Origin of the sequence: Enhygromyxa salina, assembly GCF_002994615.1 — a bacterium.
Taxonomy (GTDB): domain Bacteria; phylum Myxococcota_A; class Polyangia; order Nannocystales; family Nannocystaceae; genus Plesiocystis; species Plesiocystis salina_A.
Genome location: NZ_PVNK01000207.1, coordinates 69,549 through 82,207, shown reverse-complemented (window position 1 = coordinate 82,207; position 12,659 = coordinate 69,549). Strand labels below are relative to the sequence as shown.

At 70.0% G+C, this 12,659-nt stretch carries 11 protein-coding genes; 3 read left to right on the top strand and 8 right to left on the bottom strand.

Annotated features, from left to right (window positions below):
* Positions 1 to 7: 7 nt before the first annotated feature.
* Positions 8 to 838 (bottom strand): alpha/beta hydrolase, encoded by an 831-nt coding sequence (locus ENSA5_RS24330; RefSeq protein ID WP_181198090.1) that lies wholly within the window; start codon positions 836 to 838, stop codon positions 8 to 10.
* An 88-nt stretch (positions 839 to 926) separates the two neighbouring features.
* Here ENSA5_RS24330 and ENSA5_RS24325 point away from each other — a divergent pair, with 88 nt between their 5' ends.
* Positions 927 to 1,970: a hypothetical protein gene (locus tag ENSA5_RS24325; protein WP_146156061.1), complete on the top strand. Its 1,044-nt coding sequence runs from the start codon at positions 927 to 929 to the stop codon at positions 1,968 to 1,970.
* 80 nt (positions 1,971 to 2,050) lie between these two features.
* Complete coding sequence (locus tag ENSA5_RS24320; protein ID WP_106394082.1) at positions 2,051 to 2,593, top strand: CBS domain-containing protein; 543 nt, start codon at positions 2,051 to 2,053, stop codon at positions 2,591 to 2,593.
* Positions 2,594 to 2,609: 16 nt separating this feature from the next.
* Here ENSA5_RS24320 and ENSA5_RS24315 read toward each other — a convergent pair whose 3' ends face one another.
* Positions 2,610 to 3,770 (bottom strand): protein kinase domain-containing protein, encoded by a 1,161-nt coding sequence (locus ENSA5_RS24315; protein WP_181198089.1) that lies wholly within the window; start codon positions 3,768 to 3,770, stop codon positions 2,610 to 2,612.
* Between ENSA5_RS24315 and ENSA5_RS38165 the strand changes: the two genes are divergently transcribed.
* Positions 3,753 to 4,418: an ATP-binding protein gene (locus ENSA5_RS38165; protein WP_181198088.1), complete on the top strand. Its 666-nt coding sequence runs from the start codon at positions 3,753 to 3,755 to the stop codon at positions 4,416 to 4,418. The two genes, ENSA5_RS24315 and ENSA5_RS38165, sit on opposite strands and share 18 nt — an antisense overlap.
* Before the next feature lie 15 nt (positions 4,419 to 4,433).
* Here ENSA5_RS38165 and ENSA5_RS38160 read toward each other — a convergent pair whose 3' ends face one another.
* The 6 genes from ENSA5_RS38160 to ENSA5_RS24275 all read right to left on the bottom strand — a co-directional run bounded on the left by ENSA5_RS38160 (position 4,434) and on the right by ENSA5_RS24275 (position 12,637).
* Entirely contained in the window at positions 4,434 to 5,102 is a 669-nt protein-coding gene (locus ENSA5_RS38160; protein WP_181198087.1) for a hypothetical protein, read from the bottom strand.
* A complete protein-coding gene (locus ENSA5_RS24295) occupies positions 5,099 to 5,893 on the bottom strand; it encodes an outer membrane protein assembly factor BamD (protein WP_106394078.1) in 795 nt (264 codons plus the stop codon). Before ENSA5_RS24295 ends, ENSA5_RS38160 begins: the two co-directional genes overlap by 4 nt.
* Positions 5,894 to 5,970: 77 nt before the next feature.
* A complete protein-coding gene (locus ENSA5_RS24290; protein WP_146156059.1) occupies positions 5,971 to 6,561 on the bottom strand; it encodes a hypothetical protein in 591 nt (196 codons plus the stop codon).
* A gap of 69 nt (positions 6,562 to 6,630) precedes the next feature.
* Positions 6,631 to 9,681 carry a VWA domain-containing protein gene (locus ENSA5_RS24285; RefSeq protein ID WP_106394076.1) on the bottom strand — a complete coding sequence of 1,017 codons (3,051 nt, stop codon included), beginning with the start codon at positions 9,679 to 9,681 and terminating at the stop codon, positions 6,631 to 6,633.
* The gene (locus ENSA5_RS24280) at positions 9,678 to 11,693 is read right to left on the bottom strand and encodes a vWA domain-containing protein (protein ID WP_106394075.1); all 2,016 of its coding nucleotides are present in this window, start codon (positions 11,691 to 11,693) and stop codon (positions 9,678 to 9,680) included. The genes ENSA5_RS24285 and ENSA5_RS24280 overlap by 4 nt, the downstream gene beginning before the upstream one ends.
* Positions 11,690 to 12,637: a DUF58 domain-containing protein gene (locus tag ENSA5_RS24275; RefSeq protein ID WP_106394074.1), complete on the bottom strand. Its 948-nt coding sequence runs from the start codon at positions 12,635 to 12,637 to the stop codon at positions 11,690 to 11,692. The genes ENSA5_RS24280 and ENSA5_RS24275 overlap by 4 nt, the downstream gene beginning before the upstream one ends.
* Positions 12,638 to 12,659: the final 22 nt, after the last annotated feature.

Here is a 12,659-nt window from a genome sequence, read left to right as displayed (position 1 = left end):
GGTCGCTTCACTCGCTGCGGTCGAGGGCGGCCCGCAGGGCGCTCATCAGGTCCGCGTGCATCGGTTGGGGGATCGCGTGGCCGACCCCCTCGTAGGTTCGGAGCTCGACCCGGTAGCCGGCCTGCTCGAGCTGCTCGACGGCCGCCTTGGTCGGCTCGTAGCGCACGGCCCTGTCGGCGTCGCCATGAAACGCGACGATCGGCGGGGCCGCCCCCGCGTCGACCTTGGCCGAGGGCCACAGCGGCTCGGGCAGCCAGCCGCCGACGGGGAACGCGGCCGAGAACAGCTCGGGGTGGTGAACGGCGAGGGTGAAGCTCAGCATCCCACCTTGGGAGAAGCCGACGACGATCGGCTTGCCAGTGGTTGGGCGATCCACGCTGAGCCGCGCGATCGCGGGGGCGAGGCGGCGGGCGGCGTCGGCGATGCCCTGTGCGAGCTGCTCGATGTCCTCGTCGGCCGCGCGCAGCGGAAACCACGACCAGCCCGGCTCGTGGGGGTCGAGGGCGCGGGGCAAGATGACGCGGACCGGACGATCAAAGCCCGCGAGCAGGCCACGGAAGCCCTCCGGGGTGTCGCCGAGGCCGTGGAGCGCGACGATCATCGGCAGCTCGGCCTCGGGGTCGGCGCCCGCGGTCACGAGCTCGAGGTAGTGGATCCCCGCGACCTGCGGGAGCTCGTCGTCAACGGCGGGCTCGGCTGCGCTCGCGCCCGCGGGCTGCGGGCTGCGGGCTGCGGGCGGGCTCTGCTCGGCCGGCTGCTCGACCTTGGGCTCGGGTGTCCGCGCCTCACAGGCGACGATCGCTAGGCACAAGCCGAGCCCCGTGATGAGGCGGTGCATGGCCGGAGGGTGGCACGTCGCGCCGCGGGACGTCACCCCCGGAGCTCCTGTGGGCGCCGCCACCATCGCTCTGGTACCTTAGACATCGATGCGAGGTCGTTCGGCGAGCCGGGCCAGGTGGCTGGCGCTTGGGGTGCTCGTCGTTGGGACCGGGTGCGGCCCCGGGCTCCTGCGCGATCTCGGCTTCGGCACCGCGGGCGAGGGCGACACCGTGGCGAGCGCGGACGACTCGGGGCCCGACGCCAGCGACAGCGCAGATGACGGGCCGTCCCCGAGCACGACCAGCGCCGACTCGAGCGAGACCGTCGGCGACGACTCCGGCGACGGCGACTCGAGCACGACCAGCGCCGAGGGGTCGACCACGACCATGACCACCACCACGGCCGACGGCGACGGCGACCCCGCCGAAGGTCCCGACGGCGACGGCGACGGCGACACTGACGACTGGGGCGGCGACACCTGGGGCACCCCCCCCGACGTGACCAACGAGCCCTGCGAGCCGCTGACCCAGGACTGCTTCCCAACCCACAAGTGCGTGCCCTTTGCGACCCAGCCCGGCAGCACCTTCCTCGACGCCAACAAGTGCATGCCGATCCTCGGCGACAAGAGCTGGGGCGAGGCGTGCACCCTCAGCGACTACAACGAGGCCCAGGACGACTGCGACGGCGAGGGCTTTTGCTGGAACCTCGAGTGGTCCGAGGGCGAGCTCCACGGCACCTGCGTGCCCTTTTGCGTCGGCAGCCCGCAAGACCTGATGTGCCCGACTGGCTGGGGTTGCCTGTTCTCCGGGGCCGTCGCGCTGTGCTCCAAGCAGTGCGATCCGCTGGCCCAAGACTGCCCCCTGGACTACGGCTGCTACTGGGCCGGCGGCGCGTTCGACTGCGCCCTGACCGGAACGCCGTCCGGCCCCAACCAGGCCTGCGACAACTACAACGACTGCCTCCCGGGCCTCGCCTGCGTCGGCAAGGCCCTGGTCCCCGGCTGCGAGGGCAACGACCCGAATTGCTGCACGTCATGGTGCGACCTCGACGGTCCCGATCCGTGCGCCCCGCCGCTTGGCTGCGCGCCCTTCTTCGAGCCGGACAACGCGCCGCCGATGCTCGACAATGTCGGCGTGTGCATCCAGCCCTAAATACGACTACGACCTGGCACTGCAAATTCTGCTCGCGGGCGTGGTGGAGACACCAGCACACCAGTGTTTGACTCCATGCGATGACCCGCCACGAATTGCCCCTCGTGTCTGACTACATGACCGAGCTGCCCGTGACTGTCGAGACCGGCATGCGCCTGTCCGACGCGCTCGACCGCATGTACTCCGACAATATCCGCCACCTGCCAGTCGTCGACGACGAGGGCAAGCTGGTCGGGCTGATCAGCACCCGCGACATCGCGGCCGCGGCCGCGCTGCGCGGCATTGATCCGGACGTCGCAACCGTGGAGATGGCGATGGCGACGGTGCCCTTCTCCTGCGCCGAGCACAGCCCGCTGCTGGCCGTGGTCGAGCGCATGGAGCGAGATCGCCTCGGCAGCGCGATCGTGACCCGCGAGGACCGGCCCTCGGGCATCTTCACGACCACCGACGCCCTCCGAGCCCTGCGCGGCCAGCTCCTCGGTGAGCCGGTCGAGCGCCTCGTCCGACCCGAGGTCGCCCCGGGCGAGGGCGAGCCCGGCAGGGCCCACCTTCACGCCCGCACCCGGATCAAGGGCGCGAGCCACAAAGACGGCATGGTCTCGTGGTTCCTGACCAGGTTCTGAGGGGACTGGTTTGGGGTTAGTGGCCGATCAGTCGGCGGACAATTGCGTTGAGGGCCTCGGGGTCGACGGGCTTGACCAGGAACCCGGAGGCCCCGAGTTGATGCAGGATCCGCCAGTCCGTCGCTCCGCCGACGCCAGTCACGACCACGATCGGCACCTCGCGGGTGCACTCGTTGGCCTTGAGCGCCGCGGTCAGCTGGACCCCGTTGAGCCCGGGCATGTTTAGATCGATGATCGCGATCGCCGGCGGGTTGCGCAGCGCGTGCTCGAGCGCGGCTGCCCCGTCGGGCACGAGGTCGAGCGTGACGTTGGGAAACGAGGTGTTGACGAATTTCGCGGTCCAGCGCAGGCAAGATGGATCGTCGTCGGCGATCAGGATCCGCATCGGCTCGCACGGCTTCAACAGGCTCTCACGCGCGATCGCCAGGGCCTTGCGCAGCGCGTCGGCCGACTCGATGCGCTGCGCCGGGTTCTTGGCCAGCGCGCGCTTGAGCACGACGTCAAACACGACCGGCAGCTCGGGCGCGACCTCGCTCGGCACGGGCGCGGTCTGATAGGCGTGGGCCTCCATCAACGCGGTCGCGTTCTTGGCCTGGAAGGGCAACCGGCCCGTGAGCAGCTCGTAGGCGATGACGCCGAGGGCGTAGACGTCGGCCGAGTGCGCGTAGCGGCTCGGGACCCGCTCTTGAGTTGCGACCTCGGGGGCGATGTAGGCTGGCGTCCCGGCCAGCGCCTCGCTGCCCTTGGCCCGCTCGCTGAGGTTGGCGGCGAGGCCCATGTCCGTCAGGATCACGCGAAAACCTGGGCCGATCAGGATGTTTCCGGGCTTGAGATCGCGGTGGACGGCGCCCGCCGCATGTAGCGCCGCGACGCCCCGGCACAACTGGTCGAGCACCCCGAGCGCCTCATCGAGGGACACCCGCCCGCAGGGATGGTCGGCGACCCACGCGTCGAGCCGCGTGCCCTTGATGTACTCCATGACGAAGTAGGGCGATCCCTGATACTCGCCGAAGGCGTGAATCTCGACCAGGTTCGGGTGCCGGGCTCGCGCCGTGGCTCGCGCCTCTTTGACAAAAAGATCGCGCAAGTCGCGCGTGGCGACGTGCTTGGGGTGAATGAATTTGATCGCGACTTCGCGCTCGAGCTTCTCGTCGACGCCGTGGAGGACGAGGCCCATCCCGCCCTCGCCGAGTTGGCCAAGAACGCGATAACAGCCCTGAATCAGCGTGCCAGTGGGGATCCAGCTGCAATGCGTGAGGTCGCCGGTGCGCGTCAGCACCTCGTCAATCGAGACCGGCTTGGTGACCTCGCGCGCGACCTGCTCCGGCGCCTCGCACGAACTGTCGAAGCCCAGCTCCGCCTCGCTTTCATCGACTCCCTCGCCCATCGCGGCTCGCTCAATTACACGAGATATGAGCCCGCGGTCGGCGGCAAAAAGTGCGGACGCGCTGGGCCGGGTACCGGCGAAGTTGCGTATCGCGGATCTTGTAATGCGCCTATCGTATGCCTGGTGAATGGTGCAAGGCATCAACGGCTGGAGGCGCTCGCGCGCAACGCCGACGATCAAGCGGTCGGCATGGTGGTGCGCCTTCTCGCGCATGAGATACGCAACGCGATCAACCCCTTGGGTCTGCAGCTCGCCCTGCTTCGGCGTCACATCCAAGCACCGAGCGACGAACTGCAAGATGTGCTCGACGGGCTCAAGGAGACCATCTCCCGAGTCCACGAGGTCCTCGACGGCGCGGCGCAGATCGGTCACGAGTTGTCCGCCCGCGACGCCGCGGATCCCGATGACGACGACCCCGATCGCGGTGCGCCCCGATGAGCGGAAGAGCCCGAGTCAGCCGCACTTGAGCAGGTTGGGCAGGCCCAGGCAGCTCATCGGGTTGCAGCACTGAGTGTTGAGCTCGCAGTTCTGGCCCGCGCTCAGGCAGCAGCCGGTGGTGTTGAGCTCGCAATTTTCGCAGACCAGCACGCCGCCGCCGTAGCCAAAGTCGGCGCAGGTGCTGCCGTTGAGATCCGCGCCGTCGCAGACCTCGCTGCCTTCGCGCGTCCCATTGCCACACACGGGGTCGCCAGTGTCGCCCTCGTCCCCGTCGTCCCCGTCGTCCCCGTCTCCGGTGTCGCCGTCTCCGGGGTCGCCATCTCCATCTCCATCTCCATCTCCGTCTCCGTCTCCATCTCCATCACCGACATCACCGGCATCGCCGTCTCCGTCGCCGTCTTCGCCCCCGTTTCCGGTATCGCCGCCTCCCTCCCCGTCCTCGGTGTTCCCGTCTCCGTTCCCGGTGTCACCGTCCCCACCGTCGCCGTCGCCGGTGCCGTTGCCGATCACGTCTGAAGCCTCGACACACATGCCCTGCGGCCCGCAGACCTGACCGTCGAAACACGCGGCGTCCTCGACACACGGCAACCCGAGCGTCTCGGGGTTGCCGAAGCAGCCCGCGAGCGCTCCGAGCCCCAGGACTCCGAGCCATCGGCGCCACCGAACATCGGGCGCGAAGCTCAAAATGCGCCTCCGATCACGAGGCCACCCGGCGTGGCGCGCACGGCGACGTGTCCACGCTCGGACTGAAACGACAGGCCAAGCAAGGTCGCGCCAGTCGCGGCCGAGATCACGGCCAAGCCCACGCCGACCCCGAGCAGGATGTCGCCGGTCCGACCCCGAGACGTTGCAGCCAGGCGCAGGTCGCCGGTGGTGCCCTCCTCGAATTCGGACTTGGCGCCCGTGCCGATCACCGCGCCCGCGACCGCGAGACCGCCGAAAGGCGCGGCCAGCGAGACCAACGCGATGCCCACGCGTCGGCGTCGACGATCGCGGACGGAGGTGTCCGCGACCGGGAGCGCGACCTCGCCCGGCTCGGCCTCGGCCGCGGCCTCGGCCTCGGCCTCGGCCTCGATGCGCTCGCGCTCGGCGAGCTCGTTCTCGAGCCGGATCACGTCGGTGTCCACGTCGGGATCACGGCCGAGGGCGCGCTCGTAGCCGCGGTAGTCGGCGAGCAGCTTGCGGGCGACGACGAAATGCTGGGGCTCGAGGTCGATGTCGTAGGCCAACACGTGGGTCTGAGCGAGGTTGAAGCTCAGCCGGCCGAGGGCCTGATCCCGCACCTCGCCGTCCTCGATGTCGTGGGCGCGGGCATAGGCAGCCGTGAACAGCTCGATCGCGCCCGCGTAGTCGTGGGTCTCGTACTTGGCCTGCGCATCCTGGAACAGGACCTGAGCCTCGGCGCTGGCCAAGTCTTCGGCGCCGGCCGGCGGCGCCGCGACGAGCACGCAGCACAGGACCCAAGAAGCGAGCATGTCATTGAGTGTAACACTGTCGTCAAAGGCGCCAAGCATTCCCCAAGCGCCGGTCTAGAGTTCAACGCGAGCGTCGTTCAGTTCGCGCAGCGCTCGAAATCCGAGAACGAGGTGGCCTCGAGCATGCAGCGGGCCTGCCGTTCAGACTCTTGCGGGTTGTCTTTGGCCTCTTGCTCGAGCTGCTCGGCGCAGGTCTCGAGGAACTTGGGGCGCTCGCCAGCGGGGATCAAAGCAGCCCCAAACTCTTCCTCCATGGTCGTGATGATGTGCTCACAGACGGCCGCGTAAGCGACCCCCCTGCCCGGCGACACAGCAGGCTCGCGCGCAGATGGCGGCTCACGACCGTCGCAGCGGCCAAGGTCGTCCGCGGTCTCACCCGCGAGGATGCAGCCCACACGCTCGGCCCAAGCGAGCTCACCGAGCGCCTCGCGCTTGGTCTGAGCTCCAGCGACGCAGCTAGCCACAAAGTCGCGACGAACACCGGCCGAGGCCATACCCGTGGCCACGATCAGGACTTCGTAGCTGTGAACGCAGATTCGCTCGAGCTCGGCGTCGACGACCGGAGAGTCATCTTTAGCTGTGGTGCCGATGTCACTCGGTCGCTGGCTCGATCGCGGGTCCGGATCCGTCAGCGGCGCCTCGCGCTTGGTGCAGGCGAGCACGCTCACCAACGCGAGCCCAAACACAAACGAGCTCGGAGGTTGTGGGGATCGGCGGACCATCGGAAGCCGGCTCGGTCAGACGCTGACCTTGCGGACTCCAAGACTGACACGACGCAGCAGCAGATCCAGGACCAGGAGCGGGAGCAGGAGCCAGACCAGGACCAGGGGCCACAGCGGCTTGGTCCGGGTCCGACCGTTGGCGTCACCCGGGGTCGTCACGACCTCGTCGACCGGCCCGCTGGTGGTCCCGCGCTCGACGAGGCCCGCGAGCCACTCGGCGTTGGGCTCGAGGGTCTGGGGCGAGAGCTCGGCCGGATAGGGCACGCTGACGTGGGAGATCGCCTCGGCCGCGAGCCGCGGCGGGTTTTGGCTGTCGTCGAACAGCCGAGCCTCGAGCAGACGCTGGCCGGCCTCGATGTCGCGGACCACGGCCTCGTAGCGACCCGGGGCCGAGAGCTCGAGCGAGACCTCGCGGACCCGACCGTTGTCGAGCAGCTCGCCGTCCTCGCCCTTCTCCTCCGGGATCGAGGGATCGATGACCTCGACGGCGCCGGACAGATCGTTGGCGAAGCCCTCGGGCGACTCGACGTCGACGACGACGCGCCAGGCACCCGGGTCGGCGGCGGGGCTGACCTTGATCTTGGCCCCGCCCATCATCCCGGCGCCCTGGCGCATGGTGTCGCGGGCCAGCTGCGACCACAGGCGCGGGAACCCGCTCCAGCCGATCCAGTTGACGGCCCAGCGTGGCTGGGCGTCACTCGCGAACGCGGCCACGCGCCCGAGCCCGCGGCGCGAGCGGACCAGCAGCGGATCGCCGAAGTGGGTGCGGAGGATGACCTCAGACTGGGCCTTGGGCTTGACCGGCACGATCCCGCGCAGACCTGGCGCGGTGTCGAAGTTGATCCCGCGAAGCATCTGCACGGGCTTGGCCACGCGCGGGTAGAGGTTGCGCTCGACCAGCGCGTTGCGCTTCACCTCGCGAGCCTCGCGCGAGAAGATCCGCGGGACGTCGGTCCCGTCTTCGGAGAAGAAGTAGCGGCCGTGACCGCGCTCGGCCACGCGGACGAGGAAGTCCTTGCCGGCCCCGGCGCCGACGCCGACCGAGGAGACCGTGATGTCGGCCTCGCGCATGTCGCCGAGCAGCGCGCTGATCCCATTTTCGGGGGACTCGCCGTCGGACAGCAAGATCACGTGCTTGACCAGGGCCTTGGACCCGGCGAGCTGGAGGTAGGCCTCGCGCAGGGCCGGCATCGCGTTGGTCCCACCGCCCGCGCTCAGGCGGCTGATCGACGAGGAGATGCGCAAACGGTTGGACGCCGACTGCAGCCGGACCAGCACCTGCGGGGCCGAGTCGAACGCGACCACGCCGATCTCGTCGTGGGGATCGAGGGCCCGGGCCGTGGCCCGCGCGGCCTCCTTGACCAGGTCGAGGCGGTCTTCGCTCGACATCGAGCCCGACTTGTCGATGACCAGGACCAGGGCGAGGGTCGGCTGCTCGCGCTGGCGCTCGCCGGAGAAGCGGACCGGGAGGACCTCCTCGATCGTGCTGCCGCCCCAGCCCCCGACGCCGAAGCTGTTCTCGCCGCCGATCATGATGAAGCCACCGCCCGCGTCCTTGACGTAGCGGACGACGCCGGCCTCCTGCTCGGGGGTGATCCAGCGCGAGGGGATGTCGTGGAAGACCACGAGGTCGTACTTGCGCAGGCCCTCGGCGCCGGCCGGGAGCCCGTTGGGCGCGACCGTGTCGACCGAGAGGTGGTTTGAGCCGAGCGCGCGCGAGAGCGCGGCCGAGGCGTCGGCGCTGACCAGCAGCACCCGCGGGCGGCCGACGACCTCACCGACGACGGCGGCCTTGTCGTTGATCTCGCTGCGGTTGTCTTCCTTGGCGATCTCGGCGGTGTCGAGGCGGGCCTCGAACAGGACCGGGCCGGGCTCGGTGACCCGCGCGGCCATCTTGATCTGCTGACGACCCGGGCGCAGCTCGATGTCGCGGCTCGGATCCATCGCGTTGGGCTTGCCGTCCTTGTCGAGGCTCAGGCGGACCTTGCCGGCCTTGGTTGCGACGATGTCGATCGCAACCTCGAAGCTCTGCGAGACCCGCAGCTCCTTGGGCAGGTGCACGGCCTCGATCAGCACGTCGCCGCGGACCGTGGCCGGGAAGCTGCGCGTGTGGACGGCGACGCCGCGATCCTCGAGGTCGAAGATCGCCTGGCCGAGGCCCTCGCGCTCGGACAGATCCCCGGTCGCGTCGGTGACCAGGACGACCCGGCCCTCGGTGTCCGGGTCGAGCAGCGCCTCGGCCAGGCGCATGGCCGAGGCGTGATCCGAGGCCAGGGCGTTGTCGGGATCACGCCCGATGCGGAGGTCGTCGGGGTTGAGGTTCGGCCCGAGCTCGATCACGTTGGCCCGACCGGCGTAGGTCACGAGCCGGACCCGCGTTCGATCTTCGCGCTCGACGCCCGCGGCCTCCTCGTCGTCGGCCAGGGTCATGGCCTGGCGCACGAGCTGCTCGGCGCCCGCGAGCTGCTCGGCGTCGATGCTCTCGGAGGTGTCGACCACGAAGACCACGGTCTTGCCGCGGATCGGCGACTGGAGGCTCGGCTGGCTCAGGCCCAGGGCGATCGCCATGAGCACCAGGAGCCGGACCAGGACCTGGAGCACGACCTGAAACGGGCGCACGTCGACCAGCGTGCGCGTGGCCATGACGATCAAGAAGGGCAACACCACGGTCGGCATCAGCCACAGGGCGTGGGGCCGCGCGATGACGAGGCGGTTGTCGCCGGACTCGCTGAGCCATGCAGCCAGCTGCATGGGCAGGTCGAGCTCGAGCGCGCCACGCAGCGGGATGACCCCGAGCAGCACGCGGGCCGCGAGCAGCCCGGCGAGCAGCGCGATCATCGGCAGCGCGAGCGGGTGACGCAGGAGCTCGTTGGTCTTCTTGCCGACCTTGGTCCGAACCGGGCGGCGCTTTCGCTGCTTGCCGGGCCGATCGCGCAGCGGCTTGGCCCCGGCGCTCATCGAGGCGGCGGCGCCCGGTGAGATCGGCAGGATCCCGCTCGGCTGCGGCGTCGGCTTGGTCGTGCCCGACCCCGCCCCGGGAGCGGCTGGCTTGTCCGAGTCGCTCATACGGTCTTCCTTCGGTGGTAGGTCGCCCACTCGATAGCGATCAGGGTGACCGCGATCAGCATGATCAGCGTCCACAGCGGGCCCTCGGACAGCGGCGCCGGGTCGGGAGGCTCGCCGGCCCGGCTGGCCTCGGGCACCGTGGCCTCGTCGAGGCGCGACTCGAGGTTGGAGGCCGCGGCGTTGGCCTGGTTGACGGCGACCTCGACGACCGAGCCCTCGGCGTCGCCGTCTTGGACGGCGATCGTGTAGACCCCCGGGATCAGCGCGCGCATCCGGAACCGGCCGTCCTGGGCGCGGACCCGCTGGGGCTCGGGCGCCTCGTCGTCGTCGGGGTCGAGGTCCGGCGGCGTGACCTCGAGCAGCGAGACGTCCATGCCCGGGACGCCGAAGTCTGCGAGCGCGAGGTCGCGGCTGGCCCCGATCGGGATCGCGGCGACGAAGCCGGCCTCGCGCATGCCGAAGTAGTCGACGGCGTTGGCGACGAGCAGCGGGAAGGCCGTGCGCAAGGGCAGGTCGGAGCTGCGCAGATCAAAGCCGATCAGCAGCATCCCGTGCTCGGCCTCGCGGAGCACGACGATCGGATCGCCGAGGTGGCTGACCAGCGCGACGTCGCCGGGGTCGATGTCGAAGCTGTCGCCGCTGTGCATGTTCACGTCTTTGAACACGACGCCCTCGAGCAGCGGGTGATCCTTCTTTTGCTCGGACAGGCGCGGGCTGACCAGGTCTTTGAGCTTGGCGACCGGGACCGGCGTCTTGTCGAGGCGGTGGGGATCGAAGATGACGAGGTTGGTGTCGGGCAGCGGGTCGGGCAGCGGGTTGTCGGCGATGTCGTAGAACACGACGTTGGCCGTCTCGATCGCCGGGTTGGACGGATCGCCCTCGCTCGGGGTCAAGGTCGTGAGCCGGACGTAGTCGTCGAGGGTCAGCAGCGCGGCCTCGAGGAACAAGTTGGTGCCGTCGGTGACGAGCACGACCTCCATCGGGTCGAGGGGCGGGATCACGGCGTAGGCGCGATCGTCGATCTTGGGGCCGAGGGACTCGGCAGACTCGCGGTCGTTGGGCAGCGCGATGAGCTCGGCGACGAGGCGCTCGCGCGCGGCCTCGAGCTTGGGCAGGACCTCGCGCGCGCGGGCGCCGGGGGCGAGCTCGAGCTGCTTGCCGCCGACCGGGAGCCCGTCGGCGGTCACGCGCAGCTCGAAGCGCGCGGGCTGCTCGCCGAGGTTCTGGACCTCGACGAGGACCTCGACCTTGTCGTGGTTGGACGGGTAGCGGCGCGCGGCGAAGGCCGTGATCGCGACGTTGCCGACCTCGTGCTCGGCCCCGATCTCGAACACCTCGCAGCGGGCCTCGCCCTCGAGCTGGCCGCGCGCGGTGCAGCGGCCGACGGCGTCGAGCGCGGGCCCGTCGAGGGCGCCGTCGGTCAAGACCAGGATCCGGGGGCTCGAGCGGCCCGAGAGCGCGTTGCGGGCGAGGAGCAGGGCGCGGGACAGATCGGCCTCGCCGGGGCCGGCCGCGACGTCCTCTTCGAGCGCGCGCAGCAGCGTGCCGGCCTCTCCGGTGATCGGGGCCGGGACCGAGACCTCGCTGCCAGCGGCGATGATCAGCGCGTGGTCGGCCGGGCCGAGGGCCTCGACCTCGGCCCGGGCGCGCTCGAGCGCGAGCGTGAGCCGGGTGTTGCCGTCTTCGTCGGCGGCCGCGGCCATGCTCGCCGAGGTGTCGATCACGATCGCGGTGGTCGCCGGATCGCGCAGCCAGACCTCGGGCCGGGGATCGCCGAGCGCCAGACACACGAGCGCGAGCAACAGCAGCTGGACCAGCCACGAGAACAGGCGCCGGAGCTTGCGCCACAGCCGACGGCTCTCGCTCTCGCGCGTGACCTGATCCCACAGCGCGGCGAAGGGCACGACGACCTGGCGCCTGCGCATGCGCAGGAGATAGAGCAGCGTGATCACGCCGCTGCCGACCGCGAACACGACCCCGAGCTCTGCGAGGGCCCAGCCAGCCAGGTTCATCGGAGCACCCCGCCGAGCCGGAAGATCCGCAGGACCAGATCGTCGAAGGGCTCGTCGATCGACGCGCTGAAGAAGGGCATCCCGCGCGAGCGGCACTTGTTGGCCAGGTGGGTGCAGAAGCGCTCGTGGGCCTCGGCGTAGGACTCGAGCAAGGACGCGCTGAGGGTCACGTCGCGGGTGTCGTCGCCCTCGACGTCGACGAGGGTCACGTCACCGCGCAGGCCCGTGTCGACGGGGTTGGCCTCGATCGGATCCAGGACCTGGATCGCGACGACCTCGTGCTTGCGAAAGCGCAGCATGTTGAGGCCGTCGAAGGCGCCCTCGAGATCATAAAAATCCGACAACACGACCGTGACCCCGGGCTGCGAGGACTGAGCCGCGACGCGCTTGCAGCCGCCGTAGATGTCGGTTGGGCCGCCGATCTGGGTGTTCTTGAGGAACTCGAACACGCGAAAGATCCGGCCCTTGCCGCGGATCGCCGGGATCGTCTCGTGGACCTTGGCCGAGAAGGCCGTGAGCCCGACGCGGTCGAGCCCGGCGAGGCCGACGTAGGCCAGCGCGGCGGCGATCTTCTGGGCGTAGATCAGCTTCTGGCCGTCCTTGGTCAGCATCGAGTCGCTGACGTCGACGACCAGGCGCAGGGGCAGATCCTCGTCCTCTTCGAACAGCCGGACCAGGGTCTGGCCGAGGCGGGCGTAGACGCCCCAGTCGACGTTGCGGATGTCGTCGCCGGGCGAGTACTCGCGGTGGTCGGCGAACTCGAGCCCGCTGCCGACCTTGCGGGTCTTGCGTTCGGCCCGCTGGCGCCCGCGGATCAGCCGACGCGCGATGACCTGGAGCAGCTCGAGCTGACGGAGGAATTCCTCGTCGAACAGATCCGAGCGATCGACCTGCTTGGTCTTTTGTTGCCGTCGTCCGCGGCCGATGCGTTGACCCAGGGCCATGAGCAGTCGTGTCCTTCGCGCG